Source organism: Acidovorax kalamii (assembly GCF_002245625.1).
GTDB classification, from domain to species: Bacteria; Pseudomonadota; Gammaproteobacteria; order Burkholderiales; family Burkholderiaceae_C; genus Acidovorax; species Acidovorax kalamii.
The window spans coordinates 65,679-87,111 of record NZ_NOIG01000008.1; the positions used below are offsets into that span (position 1 = coordinate 65,679).

A 21,433-nucleotide genomic window follows, 5' to 3' on the forward strand; every position below is an offset into this window, starting at 1 on the left:
CAAGCCGCGTGATCCTATTGCACAGCATGCATCAATCATTGCCAACAATGCAATTCACAGATCAGCGAGGGCGTCGCACCATGCTGACCCATGAGCACCAACATTCCTTGCGTTCTGATGCGTGGCGGCACTTCCCGGGGGCCGTTCTTCCTGGCCGACTGGCTGCCGCGTGACCCTGAGGCCCGCGACCGCACGCTGATTGCAGCCCTGGGCTCGCCCCATGAGCTGCAGATTGACGGTCTGGGCGGCGGCAATTCGCTGACCAGCAAGGTCGCCATCGTCTCGCGCTCCACGCAGCCCGACTGTGATGTGGACTACCTGTTTGCCCAGGTCAGCGTGCAGGAAGCCCGTGTGGACACCAGGCCCAACTGCGGCAACATGCTGGCCGGTGTGGGGCCCTTCGCCATCGAGCAGGGGCTGGTCCCTGCAGACCGCGAAGGCCAGACCACCACCGTGCGGGTCTACAACGTCAACACCCGCTCCCGCATCGACGTGCAGGTGTGCACGGCGGGCGGCCAGGTGCACTACGACGGCGATGTGCGCATTGACGGCGTGCAGGGCACGGCCGCCCCCGTGCTGATGAACTTCCTGGACGCCTGGGGCGCCGTCACCGGGCAGATCTTTCCCACCGGCCAGCGCATCGACACCATCCAGGGCCTGCAGGTCACCTGCATCGACGCAGCGCAGGTGATGGTGCTGGTGCGCGCCGCCGACCTGGGCCTGCGCGGCGACGAGACACCCGCCGAGCTGGACGCCAACACCGCCTTGCTCGAACGCCTGGAGGCCCTGCGCCTCGAAGCGGGCCAGCGCATGGGCATGGGCGATGTGACCCACAGCGTGCTGCCCAAGCCGGTGATCGTGTCGCCAGGCACATCGCCAGGCAGCGTGGTGTCGCGCTACTTCACGCCCCACCAATGCCACCGGTCCCACGCGGTGACGGGCGCCATCGGCGTCGCCGCAGCATCGGTGCTGCCCGGGACCGTGGCCACCGACAAACGGCATGCACCCGCCGCCGGGCTGCGCCGTGTGGAGGTGCAGCACCCGGCAGGCCGCATCCAGGTGGAGGTGGAGCTCAGCGAGGTGGATGGCCAGTTCAAGCTGGTGCAGGCCGCACTGGTGCGCACCGCCCGAAAGATTCTGGAAGGCACGCTGTTTGTGCCCGAAAGCGCCCCCGCGCACTGAGCGCCCTTCCAACGGTTTCGACGATTCCAACCATTACGACAGGAGACAAACCATGACCCGTTCCATTCACTCCACCATGCGCCGTACGGCGCTGACCACCGCCGCGCTGGCGCTCGCGTCCAGCGCCCTCTGGGCTGCTGGCGCCGCACACGCAGCGTTTCCAGACAAGCCCATCACGCTGGTCGTTCCCACCGCCGCCGGTGGCGGCAATGACGGCATGGCACGTGTGGTGGCGCTCAAGCTCTCCACCCTGCTGGGGCAGCAGGTCATCGTGGAGAACAAGGCCGGGGCCAATGGCGCCATTGCGGCCGAATACGTGGCCCGTGCGGCACCCGACGGGCACACCATTTTGTTCGGCTACATCGGCACCCATGGCATGAGCCCCGCGCTACAGAAGCTGCGCTACGACCCCATCACGCAGTTCGAGCCGATTGGCATGGTGAGCTATTCGCCCACCCTGATGGTGCTGAACCCCAAGGTGCCCGCCAAGACCGTGAGCGAGCTGGTGGCACTGACCAAGGCCAAGCCCACCGACTTCAACTACGCATCGGCGGGCAACGGCACGGCCCCGCACTTCTCGGCAGAAATCTTCAAGCTGGAAAGCGGCGCCCAGATGGCCCATGTGCCCTACCGGGGCGCTGCACCCGCCATGAACGACACCATGGCCGGGCAGACGCAGGTGATGTTTCCCAGCCTGTTCTCGGCCTACCCGCATGTCAAGAACGGCAAGCTGCGTGCCCTGGCGCTGGCCGGGCCCAAGCGCTCGTCGCTGCTGCCCGATGTGCCCACGCTGGAAGAGGCGGGCGTCAAAGGCGTGGAGATCACCCAGTGGTATGCGCTGTTCGCGCCCGGCAAGACGCCACGCCCGGTGATCGACCTGCTCAACAAGACCCTCAACACCGCACTGGCCGACAAGGACGTGGTGCGCCGCATCGAGGAGCAAGGCGCCGTGGTGGACACCAGCACGCCCGAGCAACTGGCCCTGACCGTGAAGCAGGAACTTGCCAAGTGGAAGGGCGTGGTGCTGAAGGCCCAGCTCACCCCGGACTGACTGGTGCCGAGGGAGGCCCAGCGGGTCGCGTGAGAGCCATGCTGCCCGCCCAAATTTCAACAACAGGAGACATGCATGAAGAAAATTGTGGCAGCGGCTTGCGCTGCATTCGTCGGCCCCTGCGCGATGGCGCAGAACGCGGACGTGACGCTGTACGGCGTGGCAGACCTGGGCCTGCGCAACGGCAGCGGCCTCACCGCATCCAACGCCCCGGCACCGGGCTCCACCCACAGCCTGGGCAGCGGCATCCACACCACCAGCCGCTGGGGCCTGCGGGGCAGCGAAGACCTGGGTGGTGGCGCCAAGGCGCTGTTCAACCTGGAGAGCGGCCTCAACGCTGACACCGGCGCGCCCGCCAACGCCAGCAAGTACTTCGACCGGGCGTCGTGGGTGGGCCTGCAAGGCGGGTGGGGCACGCTGGCCCTGGGCCGCCAGACCACGACGCTGGCCGACGCCATCTCGCCCGTGGATCCGCTGGCTATGCGTTTTGCCAGCTTCAACCCCAACATCGGAGTGACCGCACTGAGCCAGCATGGCCTGGGCATCGAGTACGGCAGCGCAGGCGCCAATTCGGGCTCATACCGGCTCGACAACGCCATCAAATACACGGGCCGTTTCGGCGGCTTCACGGCACGTGCCATGTGGGGCATGGGCGAAGTCGCATCGCAGGCCTCGGCCCTGTCGTCACGCGGAGTGGGCCTGGCCTGGGCTGCGTACGGCTTCGTGGTGTCCGGCGCCCACCAGAGCTTCAACGACACCAACAAGCGCTCGCTGGACGCCACCACGCTGGGCGCCGCCTACCAGTGGGGCAGCGTGCGTCTGGCTGCCAATGCAGGCCGCAACAAGGCCGAGACGGCGGCGGGTCGCTTCACCGTGCAGCGCGTGTTGTCCGCCGGTGGCACCTGGGCGGCCACGCCCTGGGTGGACCTGACAGCGGCGTACTACAAGGTGGACCGCTCGCGCACTGGCGCCGCCGACGACGGCTACGGCCGCCTGGTGGCGTTTGCCGAATACAAGCTCTCGCGCCGCACCAAGGTGTATGCCGAGCTGGACAACACCCGCTGGCGCAACGGCTTCCAGGGTGCAGCCAACAAGGCGACCGCCACCGGTGTCTCTGCAGGCGTGGTGCACACCTTCTGAGGTGCAAGAGCCTGCTTGCTCTGTCATCGGGGGGCGGTTGCACCGGCACTGGTGGGACTGTGCGACCATCGCCCCATGGAACTGCGCCAGCTTCGCTACTTCGTCCGCATCGTCGAACTCGGCTCCATGGGCCGCGCCGCGCTCGACCTGCAAATGGTGCAGTCGGCCCTGAGCCAGCAGATCAGCCGGCTGGAGGGGGAGCTGAGCACGCGGCTCTTGCAGCGCACCAGCAAGGGCACCGTGCCCACCGAGGCCGGGCTGGCCTTTTTCCGCGAGGCGCAGCTCACCCTGCGCCATGCCGACCAGGCGGCGCGCGTCGCGCGCCAAGCCCGGCTGTCAGGCACCGTGACCGTGGGCCTGGCACCCACCACCGCCTCGGTGCTGGGCATCCCCCTGATGCGCGCCATGCGCGAGCGTTACCCCGACGTGCGGCTGCACATGGTCGAGAGCCTGTCGGGCCACCTCTCCAACATGCTCAACGCACGCCAGCTGGACCTGGCCGTGCTGTTCGATACCCAGCCCGCGCGCCGCTGGAGCGTACTGCCGCTGCTGGACGAGCGCCTGTTCCTCATCCGCTGCGCCCACGGCGGCGCCAGCACCCTGCCCGCCAAGCTGCCCAGGCGCCTGCGCCTGGCACAGCTCCAGCACGAGCCGCTGATCCTGCCCACCGGTCCACATGGCCTGCGCAGCCGCATCGACGCCGCCTTCGCCACCGCCAAGGTTACGCCCCAGGTGGCGATGGAGATCGACTCCCTGGCCATGCTGATGGATGCCGTGAATGCGGGCCTGGGCAGCACCCTGCAACCCTGGGCCGCCGTGGGGCGCTACCCGGATGCCGCCACACGTTTTGGCCTGGCCGAACTGGCCGACGCGCCCGCCAGCCGCCCGGCCGCGCTGTGCAGCCTGTCCGACGATGAACTCTCGCCCGCCGCGCTGGCCACCCGCGTGGTGCTGGCCGATTGCGCGCGGACGCTGGTGCAGTCGGGCACCTGGGTCGGGGCCACGCTCGCGCAGGCTCCTGCATAGCCGCTCAAAGCAGCCTCAGGTCATCACGATCCGTGATGGCCCCTTGCCCATTCGGGCCTGCCCACACCGGGGCGAAATTCCTACAGTGGCGGCCACCCCCACGAATGGAAGACCACGGTGCCACATCACCCCACCCCTGCGGAACACACTGCGGTTGACGTGCTTGTCATCGGCGGTGGCAACGCCGCCCTGTGCGCCGCCCTCATGGCGCGCGAAGCGGGCGCCAGCGTGCTGCTGCTTGAATCGGCCCCACGCGCCTGGCGTGGCGGCAACTCCGCCCACACGCGCAACCTGCGCTGCATGCACGACGCGCCGCAGGACGTGCTGGTCGATGCCTACCCCGAGGAAGAATTCTGGCAAGACCTGCTCAAGGTGACGGGCGGCCTCACCAACGAACACCTGGCGCGCCTGGTGATCCGCGAATCCAGCACCTGCCGTCCCTGGATGCGCCGCCATGGCGTGCACTTCCAGCCCGCGCTGGCGGGCACGCTGCATGTGGCGCGCACCAATGCGTTCTTCATGGGTGGCGGCAAGGCGCTGGTCAATGCCTACTACCGCAGCGCGGAGCAGCTGGGCGTGCAGATACGGTACGAGGCGCCCGTCGAGCGCATCGAGATGGAGGGCCGCCGCTTCATTGCCGCGCACCTGGCGAACGGCGAGCGCATTGCCGCCAGAAGCTGCGTGCTGGCCGCTGGCGGGTTTGAATCGAACCGCGAGTGGCTGCGCGAAGCCTGGGGCCAGAACGAGCGCGGCGAGTGGCCGGCCGACAACTTCCTGATCCGTGGCACGGCCTACAACAAGGGGGTGCTGCTCCGGCACCTGCTCGACGACCACGGCGCCGACCGCATCGGCGACCCCACGCAGGCGCACATGGTGGCCATCGACGCGCGCGCGCCGCTGTACGACGGCGGCATCTGCACCCGCATCGACTGCGTGTCGCTGGGCGTGGTGGTCAACCGCAACGGCGAGCGTTTCTACGACGAGGGCGAGGACTTCTGGCCCAAGCGCTATGCCATCTGGGGCCGCCTGGTGGCGCAGCAGCCGGGGCAGATCGGCTACTCCATCATCGACAGCAAGGCCATTGGCCGCTTCATGCCGCCCGTGTTTCCGGGCGTGAAGGCCGACACACTGCCCGAGCTGGCCCAAAAGCTCGACCTGCCCCTGGACACGTTCATGCGCACGCTGACCGACTACAACGCCGCCTGCCGCGTGGGCCAGTTCGACCACACCACTCTGGACGACTGCCATACCAAAGGCGTGGCACCCGCCAAGACGCACTGGGCGCGACCCATCGACACCGGCCCTTTCTACGGCTACGCGCTCAAGCCCGGCGTCACCTTCACCTACCTCGGCCTGCACACCGACGACACGGCCGCCGTGCGCTTCAACAACCAGCCCAGCCCCAACCTGTTTGTGGCGGGCGAAATGATGGCGGGCAACGTGCTGGGCAAGGGCTACACGGCCGGTGTGGGCATGAGCATTGGCACCGCGTTCGGTCGCATCGCGGGCACACAGGCGGCGCGTGCCGCTTCGGTATCAAAAAAGGCCTTACCGCCTGATGGAATTGCCTCAATAGCTATCAATTCAGGAGCAAACAATGCAAACGCTTGAGGCCCTGGCACGCGACGCCCGCGCGCTGGCAAATGGCGACATCGTGCTGTCGGCCCCCGAAACCGAGGTGGCCCGCCAGCTCCAGATCTGCAACGCCTGCCGCTACTGCGAAGGCTTTTGCGCCGTGTTCCCGGCTATGACGCGGCGGCTGGAGTTCGGCAAGGCCGACATCCATTTCATTGCCAACCTGTGCCACAACTGCGGTGCCTGCCTGCACGCCTGCCAGTACGCCCCGCCGCACGAATTTGCGGTGAATGTGCCGCAGGCCATGGCCCAAGTGCGCGGCCAGACCTATGCCGACTACGCCTGGCCGCCCGCGCTGGGCCAGCTCTACCAGCGCAACGGCTTGACCCTGGCCCTGGCGCTGGTGGCCGGGCTCACGCTATTCCTGCTGCTGGCCGTGGTGCTGCACGGGCAAGGGCTGGCGGCGCTGTGGCACGCGCCCGTGGGCGGCTTTTACGGCATCTTCCCGCACAACCTGTTGGTGGGCCTGTTCGCACCGGTGTTCCTGTTCGCCGTGCTCGCGCTGGGCCTGGGCGTGCGCCGCTTCTGGCGCGACGTGACGCCCGCCACCAGCGGCGCACCGCTGACTGCCCCCGCCACGGCCGAAGCCACCGATGCCGTGTTGCGCCTCAAATACCTGGACGGCGGCCACGGCGACGGCTGCCACAACGAGGACGACGCCTACACCCTTTCGCGCAGGCGTTTCCACCACCTCACGTTCTACGGCTTCCTGCTGTGTTTTGCGGCCACCAGCGTGGCCACGCTGTACCACTACCTACTGGGCGCGCCCGCACCCTACGACCTGCCCAGCCTGCCCAAGCTGCTGGGCGGTGTGGGTGGCGTCAGCCTGGCCATTGGCACGGCAGGCCTGTGGCGGCTGAACCAGCGCCGCCATCCGCAACACGGCGACGCCGCGCAAAAGCCCATGGACCGCGCCTTCATCGCCCTGCTGTTCCTCACCGCCACCAGCGGCCTGGCCCTGTGGGCCGCGCGCGGCACCGCCGCCTTGCCGCTGTTGCTGTGCTTGCACCTGGGCGCCGTGATGGCGCTGTTTGCCACCATGCCCTATGGCAAGTTTGCGCACGGCATCTTCCGCACCGCTGCGCTGCTGCGCCACGCAGTGGAAAAGCGCCAGCCCCACCCCATCGGTTTGAGCGCCGACTGAGCCCACGACCACAACACCCCCACGATGAAGGAGACACCCATGAACAAACGCACCCTGCTGCGCAGCGCCCTGGCGCTGGCCAGCGTTCCCTTGGTCTTTGGCGCGGCCGCGCAGGACTTCCCACCCAAGAAGCCCGTCACGCTGGTCGTAGGCTTTGCCGCAGGCGGCGCGGCCGATGCCGCCGCGCGCCTGATCGCCAAGAAACTGGGCGAGAACATCGGTCAGGCGGTGGTGGTGGACAACAAGGGCGGCGCGGGCGGCAACATCGCGCACCAGTTTGTGGCCAATGCGGCGGCCGATGGCACGGTGCTGCTGTTCGGTTCGGTGGGCCCGCTCACCATCGCGCCGCACCTGATGAAGCTGACCTACGACCCGTTCAAGGACCTCGCCGCCGTGTCGGGCGGCGTGAACTTTCCGAACGTGCTGGTGGTGCACAAGGGCGCGGGCGTAAAGACGCTGGCCGAGTTCGTGCAGCTCTCCAAGAAGAAGCCCGGCAGCGTGGACTTTGCCTCCACCGGGGCGGGCTCGGCATCGCACCTGGCGGGGGAATTGTTCAACCAGCGCGCGGGCATCGACATGACGCATGTGCCCTACAAGGGCGGCGCCCCCGCGCTCCAAGACCTGCTGGGCGAGCGCATCACCTCCTACTTTGCGGCGCCGCCCACGGCGCTGCCCCATGTCGAGACAGGCAAGCTGATCCCGCTGGCCACCACCGGCCTCACGCGCCCCGCCTACCTGCCGGGCATCCCCACCGTGGCGGAGTCGGGCTTTCCGGGCTTTGAGGCACTCAACTGGTATGCCTTCGTGGCCCCGGGCAAAACGCCGGTGCCACTGCTGGAGCGCTGGAACCAGGAGATCGTGAAGGTGCTGAACGATGCGGGCGTGAAGGAGGCGCTGAACAAGCATGGCCTCACGCCGCAGCCCACCACACGCGCCGAGCTGACGGCCTTCATGAAGAAGGAGTCGACGCAGTGGGCCACCATCATCAAGGAGCGCAAGCTCACGGCCGAGTGACGGCCTCCTGCACTGCGCCATCTGTCCGCACCAGCCCATCGTCCAGCAGCTGCGCCAGCCACGCGCTGAGCTGGGCGGCATCGCCGTCCCACAGCCCGCTGCCCAGCAAGGCAGTGCAGGCATCGTGCACGGAGGCCCCTGCGTACAGATCGCCCACCCAGCGCGCCTCGGCGGCGTCCAGCGTGCGGAAATGCGGCTGAAAGCCCTTGCGCCACACCAGCAGGCCCAGAGGCGCAGGCAGCGCCACAGCCTCGGGGACTTCAGCGTCGGCATCGATGGCATTCCACAGGCTGACCACGTTGGTGGTCACCGTGCGCAGCAGCGCGCTGGGGTGCAGCACGGCGGGCCGCGTGGTCCAGTCGGTAGCGGCATGGGCCTGGTCTCTGCCGAGCACAGGCTGGTCTGCCCCATCGAAGCGGGTGCGCAGGTCCCAGTCGAGCTGCGCGAGTTCGTGCAGCTCGGGGTTGGCGGGGTACTGCTGGCGCAGCGCGTCCACCAGCCCCTCGCCATAGCGGTTCAGGCTGCGGATGTGCGGTGGGTGGGCAACGGCGTAGGCACGTGCATGGCTGTCAAAGTGATCCGATCCCATGTAGAGCGCCGTTTTGGCATAGGTGTCGGCCAGCACCTCGGCCAGCCGCGCGCGGTAGGCGTGGTGGTAGATGGGCAGGCGGCCAGTCGCCACAAAGTCCTGTGACGCGGCGGCCAATGGTTCCGCCAGCACCCGATCTGCCACCTGCCGCTGCACCGCGGCCAGGCAGGGCGCATCGGCCCCTTCGGAGGGCGGCAGCGCCACGGGGACCACAGCGCTTGGGGGCTGGGCTGTGTGGTCTGCCGCAATGCGCCGGGCGATGCCCATCTCGGCCAGCAGCTCGACCAGCGGCGGGATGTGGTCGTCGCGCTCGATCATCGCGGCCACGGCGCCAAAGCGCGCGCAGGCCTGGGCGTACAGCTCCCATACCGGCTCCGCCACCGGGTGGTCGTGTGTGTCGATGATGTGGTCACCGTTGTCGCTGTGCCCGGCCAGATGGATCTGCTGCACGCGGTGCGCGGGCAGGGCATGCAGGTATTCCAGCGGGTCAAAGCCATGGTTCACGCTGCTCACATGGATGTTGTTCACATCCACCAGCAGCAGGCAGTCGGCCTCTTGCGCGACGTAGGTCAGGAACTGCCATTCACTCGCGCTGTCGTGCCGGTAGCGCAGGTAGCTGGAGACGTTCTCCACCACCAGCCTGCGGCCCAAGACATCCTGCGCGCGGCGGATCTGCGTGATCACGTGCCGCGCTGAGGCATCGGTGTAGGGCAGCGGGTACAGGTCGTGCAACTGCTCGGGGCCAGGGCCCGTCCAGCACAGGTGGTCGGACACCCACAGCGGCTCGATGCGGTCGGCCAGCGCCTTCACGCGCTGCAGGTAGGGCAAGTCCACGCCCTGCGCCGCACCGATGGACATGGCCACGCCATGCATCGCCACGGGGTAGTCGCGCCGCAGCGTATCCAGCACCGCCAGCGGCTTGCCGCCGTCGATGAGGTAGTTGTCGGTGATGATTTCCAGCCAGTCGAGCGGCTGCTTGCGCTCCAGGAAATCGGCGTAGTGCTGCGTGCGCAGGCCCAGACCAAAGCCGGTGCCGCGCGTGGCGATGGGTTCGTTTGCCATGGCGGGCGGACGGCCCCGGCGCTACAACCGCAGCGCCGGGGCTGTCCGAATCTTCAACCTTTGATATCGCCGATGGTGCCCTTGTCCATCAGGCACTGCGCAACCGTCTTGGCCTTGAAGCCGTGGCCCTTGCAGGCGTTCTGGCCCTTGCAGCTGTGCTCGGCGGTGGCGCAGTCGCTGTTGCCCTTGCAGTCGTGGACGTTGTAGCAGTGCACCTTGTCGTTGGCGGCAATGGCCGCACCCTTGGAGCCCTTGGGCGCATCGGCCGCAAAGCTGGTGGATGCCAGTGCCAGCAGGGCGGCAGACAGGGCAAAAGAAGCAGTGGACTTGGCTTGGGTTGACAGCATGGTGGTAACTCCGAAAACGTTGAGGGATGAATGAAGCGGGTAGATCACGCAACACAGTGCCGCGCTCTCTGCCTGGTAATTCGTCCCCCGCACGCTGCGGGTTACATGCAGTCCAAAAAAATCTTGCGGTGCGCCCCGGCGCTATTGCGCAGAGGGTTCAGTCACCGAGATGTCGGTGTGCACCAGTGTGAGCGGAAAGCGCTGGCCTGCCAGGTAGTCCTCCAGGCAGCGCAGCAGCAGCGGGCTGCGGTGGCGCTCGGGGCAGGCGCGGATCTCGTCGGCCGTGAGCCACAACGTGCGCACGATGCCGGTGTCGAGCGTGCGCCAGTCATGGTGCGTGCCCAGCGTGCCCGCAAACGCAAACCGCATGTAAGTGAGGTCGTCACCGGTGCGGGTTTTGGTGAAGCGGTTGAGGTACACACCAATCAGCGCCGTGGGCTCGAAGTCGTGCGCGGTTTCTTCCAGCACCTCGCGCGCGCAGGCCTGGATGGGCGACTCGCCCGGGTCCAGGTGGCCTGCGGGGTTGTTGAGCTTGAGGCCGTCCGTGGTTTCTTCCTCGACCAGCAGAAAGCGGCCATCACGCTCGATGAGCGCGGCCACGGTGACGTTGGGTTTCCAGCGGTGGGGCATGGCGGGCATTATGACCACGCCGTATGACCCGGGGTTTTCAGCGGGCACCCTGCAGCGCCACAGGAGCGGCCGGTACGGGCCGCAGCACCAGCCACAGCGCCGCGCCAATCAGCCCACCGCCCGCCAGATGGGCCCAGGTTGCGGGCTCGCCCAGCAGCAGCCAGCCCCAGGCCACGCCAAACAGCGGGATCAGGAAGGTGACGGTGAGTGCCTTGAGCGGCCCCACATCGGCAATCAGCCGGAAGTACAGCACATAGGCCAGGGCCGTGCACAACAAACCCAGCCCCAGCAGCGCGCCCCACACCGGCGCTGGGGCGGCCAGCCAGGCCGTTGCGGCGGCGGGCTGGCGCAGCAGCTCCCAGGCCACCACCGGCACCAGCACCAGCACCGCCCCCATCTGGCTGCCCAGGGCCACGATGCGGCTGTCGAGCCCCCCGCGCTCGGTGACCCAGCGCTTGGTAAGAAACCCCGCCAGCCCATAACAGGCCGTGGCCACCAGGCAGGCCGCCATGCCGCCCAGCACCTCGGGCGTGAGCGCCACCGGCCCGGCTTGGGCCAGCACCGCCACCCCCGCCATGCCCAGCACCACCCCGCCCACACGCGCGGCCGTGATGCGCTCGCCAAACGCCAGCGCGCCGATGAGCACCCCCATCAACGGTGTGGTGGCATTCAGGATGGCGCTGTAGCCCGCAGGCAGGCTGCGCGCGGCCATGGCAAACATGAGGAAGGGGATGCCCGAGTTCACCACCCCCAGCACCAGAGTGGCGCCCAGCTTGCCCCCAAACTGCGGGCGCAGGCGCAACACCAGCAGCAAGAGCCCAAGCCCCAGAGCGCCAAGCAGCACGCGGGCAAAGGTGGTGGGCAAGGCTCCCAGCACGGGCGCAGCCACGCGCATCAGCAAGAAGCTGCCGCCCCAGAGGGCAGCCAGCAGAAGGAGTCGCAGGAAACTGGGCAATGGCATGTCGGCACCTGAAAGAAAGTTCGGTCAGCGGGAAGCACAAAACATGCGGGGTATTGTTGAAAATGTGTTCAATTCTGGCAAACGATTTATCCTCGACAGCTGTTTAGATTCACTCAACAGACAGAGTCCACGCCGATGAAACTCCCTCCGCTGATTGCGGTGCGCTTTTTCGAGGCTACGGCACGCCACCGCAGCGTGCGCGAGGCCGCACGCGAGCTGCACGTAACCCCCGGTGCGGTGTCACAGCAGGTGCGGCGCCTGGAGGATTTCCTCGGCTGTGCGCTGTTTGATCGCCTCCCGCGTGGCTTGGCCCTCACGCCTGCGGGCATGGACTACCAGGCGGCCTGCGGCGAGGCACTAGCCCGCATCGGCCACGCCACCGCCCGGCTGGCCGCCGGGGCCCGCCGCGTGGTGCGGGTGAGCTGCACGCCCGACTTTGCGGCCCAGTGGCTGGTGCCCCGCCTGCAGCATTTTCTGCAGCACGCGCCCGAGCTGGATGTGCACGTGAACAGCACCCACCGCGCGGTGGACCTGCTGGCCGAGGACATGCATTTCGCGGTGCGCCACGGCCTGGGGCCCTACCCCGGCCTGCATGCCGAGTGGCTGCTGGACGATGACCTGGTGCCCGTGTGCAGCCCGCGCCTGGTGGCACCACGCCCTTGGGCGCAGCTGGCAGACATCACCGGGCCCCGGCTGCTGCACGACGGGACCCGCGACGATTGGCGCCTGTGGTGCCAGGCCCAGGGCCTGGCGCGGGTGGACAGTGGCCAGGGGGTGGTGTTTGCGGGCGCCGGGGGTGCCGTGGAGGCTGCCCTGGCGGGGCAGGGTTTTGCGCTGGTGCAACGGGCTTCGGTCGCGCGCGAGTTGGCCACCCAGGCCCTGGTCGGCCTGCAGGCCCCGGCTGTGAAAACGCCGCTGGGCTATCGCCTGGTCTACCGCCCCGAGGCGTTGATCGACCCTGCGCTGCGGCGCTTTCGCGACTGGGTGGTGGACGAGGGTGCGCAGGCCGGAGGCATCAGCGCGGGCTGACGCGAACAGTGTGGCCGCCCAGCCCCTGCACCAGGCTGCGCACCATGTAGCTCGCGTCCTCCCCGTAGGTGGCCAAGCGCTGGCGCTGTACGGCATCCTCCAACGCCTGCTGGGCATAGCCATAACGTGCCCAGTAGCCCTGCGAGCCCTGCACCGACACCAGCGCCGTGTGGCGCAAACCCTCTTGCTGAGCGCGCTCCCACAGCGGCTGCAGCAATGCATGGGCGAGACCTTGCCCCGCATGGGCAGGCAGCACCGCCATGTCGTGCAGGTACAGCGCATCGGGCTGGGCCGCTACCTCAAAGTCGCCGTGCAGCGGGGTGACCTTGCCGCGCACGCTGCGGTAGGCCGCCAGGTAGGCACACACGGTGCCACCCTGCTCCAGCACCAGCGAGCAGTTGGCCGGGCTGGCGAGACGGCGGGCAAACACCTCGCCACTTTCCACAAACCCCTCGCCATAACAGGCCAGTTGCACGGCCAGCAGGTCGGCCAGATCGCTCAGCGCCAGCGGGCGCACCACCACGGACATGAGTGAGCTTGGTTTTGGTCAATCAGTGCGGCAGCACGGGTGCCTGCACGAAGTCGTCCAGCGACAGGCCCTTTTCCTTCAGCAGCGCCTCCAGCACCGGTTGCAGGCGGCCCAGGCTCTCCTGCACGGCCTCGCGCACGGTGTCCACCACCACCTGGGTGCTGCGCTCGATCTCGATGTTCAGGCGGTCGCCCACCTTTTTGTTTTCAAACACGGTGGCACGGCGCGTCTCGGGGATCATCCAGATCTCGAACCAGCCCTCTTGCCGGTTCACCTCGGCCACCGTGAGGCTGGCGCCGTGGATAGCGATGTAGCCCTTGGCAAAGATGTAGCGGCGAAAAGCCTCGGGCACGGCCACGCGCCACACCAGGTTGTTGTCGAACTCGCGCCGCTCGATGAGCGTGCCAGTGAAGTCCACATGGCCCGACAACGGGTGACCGCCGATCTCGGCACCGTCCTTGGCCGCGCGCTCCACGTTCACACGGTCGCCCTGCGCGTAGCTGCCCAGCGTGGTGATGTTCAGGCTCTGCAGCATCACGTCGAAGTTGGCCTGTGTGGGCGACAGGATCTCGGTGACCGTGAGGCACACGCCATCGGTGGCCACACTGGCGCCAATGGCCAGGTCCTGGCAGAAGCCCTCGGGGAAATCGAGCGTGAACGTGCGCAGCCCTGCGCGGTCGTGGATGGCGGCAATGCCTGCCGTGGCTTGGACGATGCCTGTGAACATAAGCGCAGCTTTGGTGACGGGGGCGCAGAGAGCGGCTAGATGCCACATTACGCTTGGAGTAAGAGTCTCAATTTTGCCAAACTCCTCGCCTTTGACTCAACGATTGGCACGTCGTGTGCGTGACGCTAGCGTCCAATCGCCCGAAAGCCAGAGACTCAACAGGGTCACCCAACGCGCAGCATTGACGAATGCACGACGTACCTTGATCAGATAACGACTCGGGCTGAAGGTGGACTCATACCACGGGCGGCAAGCATATTTGCCTCTCTGCTACCAGGGCGAATACCTACATGGGCAGTCGCCATCCAACGAAATGGCTGATGACCTTGCTCGCGGCAGGCATCGGTCAGCGCCTTCAATTGCGCGAAAGCCGGTTGCTTGAGCTTGGCTTGAAGCCAGTCGAGCTTTGCCAAAACAATTTTGACTTCCCCTAGGCTGGATGCGGAGTGCGGCTCCACCCATACCGCAAACTCTTTCTTTCCTGGTGGGAGCACGCCCAGACCAAAATCCCAACGGTTGGAACGCGCTTCGACCAGCTTGAATGCGAGATCCATGTCCAAACTGCCGGTAAAACGGGTGTTCGCGGATTTGCCTTCGATTTGTCCTCTGTAGCGGTTGTCCACAGCAGTTTTCCCCGTCGCCACAGTCAGTCCAGCGGCAATCACCGCCTTCTCGAACGCAGACTCCGAAGGTATAGGCGCAACAAGAGCTTTCCGTTTGGTGTCAGGTTTCCTCGTGCTCATAGGACCTGAGCCTTAGCCTTGGCGGGCTGAGTCCTACGTTTGCGCTGCGTTTGGCTCTCTACCCGGTTCACTACATCTGCGATTGCTTTGCCTGTACGACTTGCAAATCCAACCAATCCGCCCCATTCGGCCTCAGCGGCTTGTTCAGACAATGGACTCAGCCGAGAAATATCTTCTACTTCGCTATCTCGATTAAAGAAGTACACCCGCAGATCCTTCTTCAAGACTGCTTTGCCAAGCTCATTGGCGTATCCGCTCGCACTCAAATTCAGCAGTTTGCGAACATCAGTCGCGGTTCCTCCCAGTTGCTTGAACTCCTGCAAAGCCCAGACCAAATCCAATACGACAGGAGAATGGGTAGACAAAACTACCTTGTAGCCCCGCTTCATCAATTCCAGCACCAACAGCAGTACGGCCTCAATACCTTGAGGATGCAGGCCCATCTCGGGTTCCTCAACCACAACCCACTCGATCGAATCACGTCGGGTAATCGCGCCACCAGGACACAACCAGTACAGACCCAGCAAAAGTGGAGTGAACTCGCGCTGCCCGGCCGACCAAGCGGTATAAGGCAGTCCCTCTGTGTGCCCAGGCACATTCAAAACCAAGCGCTTGGTGAACTCTTTTGAATCCACCGCCAGCCGCGCCGTACCGTACAGGTGCTGGGTAATGGGCCTACGCAAGGTGTCATTCAGACGGTTGGACTGCGGGAACAATTCACCCTTAGCACCAAACTCGTTCTGCAGAAGATCATGCACCGTATCGCTGAAATAGCGCAGGGTGTAGGGATCCCCGTAATCAAACTGTCCAAAATTCTGCGTCATACCGCGTGTCAGGCTCATTACCCGCTGCGCTGGTATGAAAAACAGCTTTTCTTTGCGCTGCTTGCTTGTACTGGCTTTAGCTAGTTCAGGCAGCGTCACCGGCTTATCGTTCCATCTCAGCCTTGAAGAATCACTCTTCCATGCTGCAGCCATACCTTTGCCGTAGTACCCACCTAGAAAAGCGCCACTGTCCCCGTTAAACACTACGTTATGGCGACGAAAAGTATCGTGGATGTGGTCCCGATCAAGTGCCAACTTGAGTGTTTGCAGGAAGATGCTCTTGCCCGTTGCTTGCGGTCCCACAATGACGGTGAGGTCACCAAATGCCACATCGGCAGATTTGATAGGCCCTACCTGATGAAGGGCCAGACGATTGTGCTGAGCCGCTTTTCCGCTTCTACGTGTTGCCATCACTCACCCCTTGGTGTGGCTGCAGCACATGACCCACGGCAGCTGGGTTGCAGGCCCCAGGCTCAGCAACTAGGCCATGCAACAGCTGCAGTTGTTCGTTGGACATCCGCTCACTCCCTCTGATCTAGAAGGGGGAAGTTATAGCAGGACCCAAACAACTGCCAATACTGCAATCCTGCTCCCGGCTTACAACCGTCCCTTTGTGTGGGGAACAAAGCAGGATCCAATCGACACCCTAGTTATCTCGCCCGCAGCAGCTCGCCCACCTCCAACAGCACCAGCTCGTTGTCATCCGCCTTGTTCGGGTCGCGGCTGCTGCTGAAGGGCAGGTTGTTGTCGTTGCCCACCACGATGTGGGTGCCGTCCACGATGTCCACGTTCTCGATGGTGAAGAACGGGAAGGTCAACACGCCGTTGTTCAGGGGCTTCTTGGCCAGGCGCTTGGGGTCCTGGATGTTCATGAGGTCGATGTAGCCGATCTTGCGGATCTCGCCACCCACGTTGGCGTCGCTCATCTCCACCTTGTAGACGCGCTTGAATTGGGCGAGGTCGTGGAAGCAGTCGGTGCGCTTCTGGCCTTCGGGGCAGGCCTTGTCGGCCGTGCCTTCGCCGTTGTCGCGCTCGATGATCAGGCCCGTGGTCTGGTCGATCATGTTGAAGTCACCGATCGCGTGGTGGTTGGCCTCCAGCACGTATTTCCAGTGGCGGCCGGTCCATTGCTCGGTCTTCACATCGAATTCGAGCACGCGCAGGTATTGCTTGCCGCCCACGTTTTCATAGGCCTTGGCGTCGTCGTTCCACAGCGCGCCTTCGAGCAGCGCGTAGAGCTTGCTGCCGTCCTTGCTGGCGGCCATGCCTTCGTAGCCCTTGGAGCGCTTGACCTCGAACGGTGTGGGTTTCGCATCGGGTGCGCCGGGCATCAGCACGCCGGGGGCGTCGGGCGAGCGCACGACCCTGCCGTCCACCTTGGTCTCGAACACCGCCAGCACCTTGCCGCCCAGGTCGGCCTTGATGAGGAAGGGGCCGAACTCGTCACCGATCCACAACGCACCACCGGCAAACTGGAAGCTTTCGGGGTCGAAGTCGGCGCCCGTGAGGTAGCGCTTTTCAGTGCCTTCGTGGGTGATGCGGAACGGCACCTTCTTGTCGGGGTCGTGCAGGAACACGGTCTGGCGGCGCTGGAACTGGCCGGACTGGAAGTCCACCGCATAGTGGTTCAGGTAGAGCATGAAGTCTGCGGAATTGGCTTTCGCACCGGCGCCGTTGTCGGTGAGGATCCAGAACGACCCATCGGCCATGCGCTTGATGCCCGAGTGGCCCTGGATGGGCTGGCCCTGGAAGGGCAGCGACACGCCCGTGTTGCGCCCGCCGGACTGGCCCATCACCGTGCCCACCGCGTCCACGCGGCGCGGGGTGGTGAACTTGCCGCTGACCTGCAGGTCCTGCGGCGCATCCTTGGGTGCGGGGATGACGGTGAAGGCCGGCAGCACGGCGTGGCCGGCCAGGGTGGCGGGGTAGGCCTGCTGGGCGATGGCAGAGTGGGAAGCGGCGGCGCAGGCCAGCGCGGCGCAGGCGGCCAGGGCAGAGAATGGGGACATGGTGGCAGGGGCAAAAAAGTAAAGCGGCCACGATGCCGCCAGCGCGTGACGGGGCTGTGACGGCCACGCCGCTGGCTTGGTGGGCGGGCTTCGTGATAGCTACTATTTTTATAGCTACCCAGGCTTACCCATCAGGCGCAGGAGCCCTTTTTGATCAGATCAAACCAGCCGCTGCACCGCCTGGCGCCGCCACACGCCATGGAAGTACAGCCCCTGCAACAGCATCGCGCACAGGTAGGTGGCGGGGTAGGCCGCCCAGGTGGCAACCAGGCCAAACTGGCGGCCCAGCACCCAGCCCAGCGGCACGATGAGGCAGGCCAGGCAGCCCAGCGAGATGAGCGTGGGCGCCAGCACCGTGCCGCTGGCGCGCATCACGCCCGAGTACACGCTGGCGCGCCCGAAGAAGAACGCGCCCCACACGGTGATGCCCAGCACGCTCGCGGCGATGTCGATCACCCGCGCGTCGGCCACAAACAGGCCCACCACCCAGGGCGCGGCGGCGAACACCAGCACGGCCAGGCCGCCGGTGAGCCACAGGTTCATGCGCATGCCGGTGCGGGTGACGGCCACCAGCTGCTGCCCCTGGCCCGCACCAATGGCCTGCGCCGCAAACACCGACGACGCCATGGCCACGGCCATCGCCGGGAACAGCACATACGACATGACCTGGCTGGCCGCGCCCCAGGCCGCCGTGGCGGCCGAGCCATGGGCGTTGACCAGGCTGAGCAGGCCCAAGTCGGCCAGCGAGCCGGTGATGAAGAACAGGCCCGCGGGCACACCCAGCCGCACCAGGGTTTGCAGCAAGGCCGCATCCAGCCGCACCTGCGCCAGCAGCGCCCGTGTGGGGGCCAGCACATGGGCGCGGCGTCGCAGGTGCCAGGCCGTGTAGCCCAGCGAGCACAGCGTGGCTAGCAGCAGCGCGGCCACGCCGCCCAGAATGCCCAGCGCGGGCAGCCCGAGGGTGGGCACGCCCTGGATGAACGGCGGCGCACACGCCACCGTGACCGACAGCGACACCAACAGTGCACGCAGCGGCGTGACGGTGTCGCCCGTGCCGCGCAGCAGCGCGGCCGCGAGCATGGAGGTGAACAGCACGGGGAACAGCGCCATCATCCCCCGCGCATAGGCCACCGCCTGGGGCAGCACGTCGGCGGGGGTGCCCAGCAGCCGCATCAAGGGCTGCACGGCCACCATCCCCAGGGCGGCCAGCACCAGGCCCAGCAGCAGCCCCGCGCACAGCGTGGTGCCCGCCACGGCATGCAGCCGGGCGTGGTTGCGCGCACCAACGGCCTGGCCCACCAAGATGGACGCCCCCGTGCCCAGGCCAAAGACGAAGGCGCTGAGCAGCAAGAACAGCGGCATGAACGAGGCCACCGCCGCGAGCGGGCCTGCGCCCAGCAGCCGCCCCACGTAGATGTGGTTCACCGTGCCGGTGAGCGCCTGCAGCATGTTGGTGAGCACCAGCGGGCCCAGGAAGACGAGGAAGCGGCGGTTGAGCGAAGGCGCCGGGCTGGCGGGGTGGGCCGGGCCTGTCATGGCTGCGTGCCCTCCGCGTGCTCTGTGGCACAGGGGCTTGGGGTGCTGTGGATGCACACCCGCGTGCCGACCACCACCCGGTCAAACAGGTCGATCACATCGGCATTGGCCAAACGCACGCAGCCGTGCGACAGCGGCACGCCCATCGCGCAGTCATCTGGACAGCCGTGGATGTAGATGTACCGGCGCAGCGTGTCCACCGCACCACCCCGGTTCAGGCCCGGCTCGCAGCCGGTGAGCCACAGGATGCGGCTCAGGATCCAGTCGCGCCCCGGGTGGGCGGCGGCGAGTTCGGGCGAATACACCTCACCCGTGGCGCGGCGGCCCACAAACACGGTGCCGGGCGCGCAGCCCGCGCCCACCTTGGCGCGCACGCGGTGCTGGCCGCGCGGGGTGCAGCCGCTGCCATGGATCTCGCCCACGCCGTTGAGTGCGGTGGAGATGCGGTAGCTGCGTTCCGTGGCCCCGTCCACCACCAGGGCCAGCCGCTGCTGGGCCACGTCGATGTGCAGTTCGGTGCCCGCCAAGGGGATTCAGCCCGCAGCCACCAGGCCCGCGCCGTGCCCGCGCGTGAAGGCTTCTTCAAACACCGAGTAGCCCGACCAGTCGCTGTGCGCAAACGCCAGGCGCGCGGTGGTGGGGGTGGGGATCCAGGGCGTTTGCTCTGTTTTTGATAGCTTATTGGGCAATCTGGTCGCGCGGTGAAGGCCAATTTTGCTCAAATATTCCAGCACCCCGGGCGTGGGGATGGCCATGGCGTGGCCGTAGCGGGTGATGTCCACGCGCGTGGCGCGTTCGCGCAGGTCGGGGTGGGGCACCGAGAGCGCGGCCAGCGCGGCGTCGGCCCAGTGCTGCCAGGGCTGGGTGGTCAGTTGCTGACGGCCGTCGGCCACGTCGCCAAGTGCCTGGTAATAGGTGAGCACGGTGGGGCCGGTGAGGGTGGCGCGCGGGTCCAGGCCCTGGTGGCCTGCGTTCACATAGCCCAGGCCTCCGGCCGTGGGGTCGGCATACAGCACGTTGTCCCATGCGGGTGCGGCGCCGGGGCGGTCGGCCAGCGGGCTGTTGATGTGGATGTTGGCCACCAGCCAGGGCGCCCACTGCAGGCGTTGCGCTGCGCCCGTGAGGAAGGCAGGCGGCTGCTGCACCACCCGCGCCGCCAGCAGCACGGGCAGCGCCACGATGCACTGCGGCGCCACCCAGCGCTCCACGTTGCCGGTGCGGTGGTTGAGGGCGTCCACCTCCACGCCGTGGCGGCCTTCGGTGATGCGCAGCACGCTGGTGGCGGTGCGCAGCTGGCCGCCACCTGGGGCACTGCTCTGCAGCGGCTCGGCCAGGCGCTGGGTGAGCCAGCCATTGCCTTCGGGCCAGGTGAGCACGCTTTCGCGCGCTTCGTCCACCGCCTCGCCAGGCGCATGAAAACCGTGGCGGCTCGCAAAGTAGTGGATGCCCGCCCAGGCCGACACGCGGGCGGCACCCGCGCCATAGTCGTCGCGGCAGCAGTAGTCGAGGTACCAGCGCAGGTGGGCGTCATCCAGCCCGTTTGCCGCCAGCCATTCTTCAAAAGTAATAGCATCCAGCGCTTGATGGGCGGGCGCAAGCGGCTGTTTCTGGCTCCATAACTTGATCGCAGGCATCGCAAACCGGGCGGCGCGGGCCTCGGCGTCCACGGCGCGGGCAAAGCGGCGGTACTGCGCCAGTGTGGCCTCGCCCACGCCGTGCACGGGCAGCAGGCCCTCTTGCCATTCGCCGTCAAAAAACAGGCGCTCCTGCGGGCTGTGGCACAGGTGGCGTTCGTCGTACTGCCAGCGCCCGGCCACGCGCTGGCGCACGCCCAGTTCTTCGAGCAGGTCCTGCACCTCGCGTGCGTCGTCGCCGGGCACGGGCAGGTAGTGCGCGCCCTGCGGGCAGGGCAGGCCGCCCACCAGGGTGCCCCGGCTGTTGCCGCCGGGGGTGTCTTCCAGCTCCAGCAGGGCAAAGTCGTGCACACCCGCCAGCCGCAGCGCGCGTGCTGCGGCCAGCCCGGCCACGCCACCGCCTGCAATGACCACCTGCGCGCGCCGCACCACGGAAGGCGCGGGCAGGCTGCCGTTTTTCAGCAGGTCGCGCAGCTGGTGGCCCCGGGCCATGTCGATGCCGGTGAAGCCGCCCAGCAAAGGCGGCGTGGTGCGCTCACACCCGCCCAGGGCGGCCGTGGCCAGGGCGGCAGCGCCCGCCGCAACAAACTGGCGGCGCTGCAAAGTCCATGCGGTCATGCC

Annotated in this window: 20 protein-coding genes; 8 read left to right on the top strand and 12 right to left on the bottom strand. The window is 66.9% G+C overall.

Annotated elements, in window-relative coordinates:
- The first annotated feature begins 90 nt into the window (after positions 1-90).
- The 7 genes from CBY09_RS11700 (at position 91) to CBY09_RS11730 (ending at position 8,192) form a co-directional block, all read left to right on the top strand.
- The gene (locus CBY09_RS11700) at positions 91-1,182 is read left to right on the top strand and encodes a 4-oxalomesaconate tautomerase (protein WP_094289717.1); all 1,092 of its coding nucleotides are present in this window, start codon (positions 91-93) and stop codon (positions 1,180-1,182) included.
- Between the two features lie 52 nt (positions 1,183-1,234).
- Complete coding sequence (locus tag CBY09_RS11705) at positions 1,235-2,233, top strand: Bug family tripartite tricarboxylate transporter substrate binding protein (protein WP_094289719.1); 999 nt, start codon at positions 1,235-1,237, stop codon at positions 2,231-2,233.
- A gap of 75 nt (positions 2,234-2,308) precedes the next feature.
- Positions 2,309-3,373, top strand: coding sequence for a porin (locus tag CBY09_RS11710; RefSeq protein ID WP_094289721.1), 1,065 nt, complete (start codon positions 2,309-2,311; stop codon positions 3,371-3,373).
- Between the two features lie 75 nt (positions 3,374-3,448).
- Positions 3,449-4,399, top strand: coding sequence for a LysR family transcriptional regulator (locus CBY09_RS11715; RefSeq protein WP_094289723.1), 951 nt, complete (start codon positions 3,449-3,451; stop codon positions 4,397-4,399).
- Between the two features lie 117 nt (positions 4,400-4,516).
- Positions 4,517-6,010, top strand: coding sequence for an FAD-dependent tricarballylate dehydrogenase TcuA (gene tcuA / locus CBY09_RS11720; RefSeq protein WP_094289725.1), 1,494 nt, complete (start codon positions 4,517-4,519; stop codon positions 6,008-6,010).
- Complete coding sequence (tcuB, locus tag CBY09_RS11725) at positions 5,997-7,178, top strand: tricarballylate utilization 4Fe-4S protein TcuB (RefSeq protein WP_094289727.1); 1,182 nt, start codon at positions 5,997-5,999, stop codon at positions 7,176-7,178. The genes tcuA and tcuB overlap by 14 nt, the downstream gene beginning before the upstream one ends.
- A 39-nt stretch (positions 7,179-7,217) precedes the next feature.
- Positions 7,218-8,192, top strand: coding sequence for a Bug family tripartite tricarboxylate transporter substrate binding protein (locus CBY09_RS11730; protein ID WP_094289729.1), 975 nt, complete (start codon positions 7,218-7,220; stop codon positions 8,190-8,192).
- On the opposite strand, the gene bufB is transcribed toward CBY09_RS11730, so the two are convergent.
- From bufB to CBY09_RS11750, 4 genes are all read right to left on the bottom strand, one after another.
- Positions 8,179-9,843 (bottom strand): MNIO family bufferin maturase, encoded by a 1,665-nt coding sequence (bufB, locus tag CBY09_RS24275; protein WP_094289731.1) that lies wholly within the window; start codon positions 9,841-9,843, stop codon positions 8,179-8,181. The genes CBY09_RS11730 and bufB overlap by 14 nt on opposite strands.
- Before the next feature lie 53 nt (positions 9,844-9,896).
- Positions 9,897-10,190, bottom strand: a complete 294-nt coding sequence (gene bufA2 / locus CBY09_RS11740) for a BufA2 family periplasmic bufferin-type metallophore (RefSeq protein ID WP_094289733.1) — start codon at positions 10,188-10,190, stop codon at positions 9,897-9,899.
- Between the two features lie 141 nt (positions 10,191-10,331).
- On the bottom strand, positions 10,332-10,820 hold the full coding sequence (locus CBY09_RS11745; protein WP_094289735.1) for an NUDIX hydrolase: 489 nt from the start codon (positions 10,818-10,820) through the stop codon (positions 10,332-10,334).
- 37 nt (positions 10,821-10,857) lie between these two features.
- Complete coding sequence (locus CBY09_RS11750) at positions 10,858-11,781, bottom strand: DMT family transporter (protein WP_094289737.1); 924 nt, start codon at positions 11,779-11,781, stop codon at positions 10,858-10,860.
- 135 nt (positions 11,782-11,916) lie between these two features.
- Between CBY09_RS11750 and CBY09_RS11755 the strand changes: the two genes are divergently transcribed.
- Positions 11,917-12,810 (top strand): LysR substrate-binding domain-containing protein, encoded by an 894-nt coding sequence (locus CBY09_RS11755; protein ID WP_094289738.1) that lies wholly within the window; start codon positions 11,917-11,919, stop codon positions 12,808-12,810.
- On the opposite strand, the gene CBY09_RS11760 is transcribed toward CBY09_RS11755, so the two are convergent.
- From CBY09_RS11760 to CBY09_RS11790, 8 genes are all read right to left on the bottom strand, one after another.
- The gene (locus tag CBY09_RS11760) at positions 12,797-13,339 is read right to left on the bottom strand and encodes a GNAT family N-acetyltransferase (RefSeq protein WP_094289740.1); all 543 of its coding nucleotides are present in this window, start codon (positions 13,337-13,339) and stop codon (positions 12,797-12,799) included. The genes CBY09_RS11755 and CBY09_RS11760 overlap by 14 nt on opposite strands.
- A gap of 22 nt (positions 13,340-13,361) precedes the next feature.
- Entirely contained in the window at positions 13,362-14,066 is a 705-nt protein-coding gene (locus tag CBY09_RS11765; protein ID WP_094289742.1) for a riboflavin synthase subunit alpha, read from the bottom strand.
- Positions 14,067-14,272: 206 nt separating this feature from the next.
- Positions 14,273-14,809: a hypothetical protein gene (locus tag CBY09_RS23710; RefSeq protein ID WP_133066284.1), complete on the bottom strand. Its 537-nt coding sequence runs from the start codon at positions 14,807-14,809 to the stop codon at positions 14,273-14,275.
- The gene (locus tag CBY09_RS11770) at positions 14,806-16,044 is read right to left on the bottom strand and encodes an AAA family ATPase (RefSeq protein WP_094289744.1); all 1,239 of its coding nucleotides are present in this window, start codon (positions 16,042-16,044) and stop codon (positions 14,806-14,808) included. Before CBY09_RS11770 ends, CBY09_RS23710 begins: the two co-directional genes overlap by 4 nt.
- 239 nt (positions 16,045-16,283) lie before the next feature.
- Entirely contained in the window at positions 16,284-17,642 is a 1,359-nt protein-coding gene (locus tag CBY09_RS11775; RefSeq protein ID WP_094289746.1) for an esterase-like activity of phytase family protein, read from the bottom strand.
- A 159-nt stretch (positions 17,643-17,801) separates the two neighbouring features.
- The gene (locus CBY09_RS11780; RefSeq protein WP_094289748.1) at positions 17,802-19,178 is read right to left on the bottom strand and encodes an MATE family efflux transporter; all 1,377 of its coding nucleotides are present in this window, start codon (positions 19,176-19,178) and stop codon (positions 17,802-17,804) included.
- Positions 19,175-19,705, bottom strand: a complete 531-nt coding sequence (locus tag CBY09_RS11785; protein WP_094289750.1) for a L,D-transpeptidase — start codon at positions 19,703-19,705, stop codon at positions 19,175-19,177. The genes CBY09_RS11780 and CBY09_RS11785 overlap by 4 nt, the downstream gene beginning before the upstream one ends.
- A gap of 6 nt (positions 19,706-19,711) precedes the next feature.
- Positions 19,712-21,430: an NAD(P)-binding protein gene (locus CBY09_RS11790; RefSeq protein WP_094289752.1), complete on the bottom strand. Its 1,719-nt coding sequence runs from the start codon at positions 21,428-21,430 to the stop codon at positions 19,712-19,714.
- Positions 21,431-21,433: the final 3 nt, after the last annotated feature.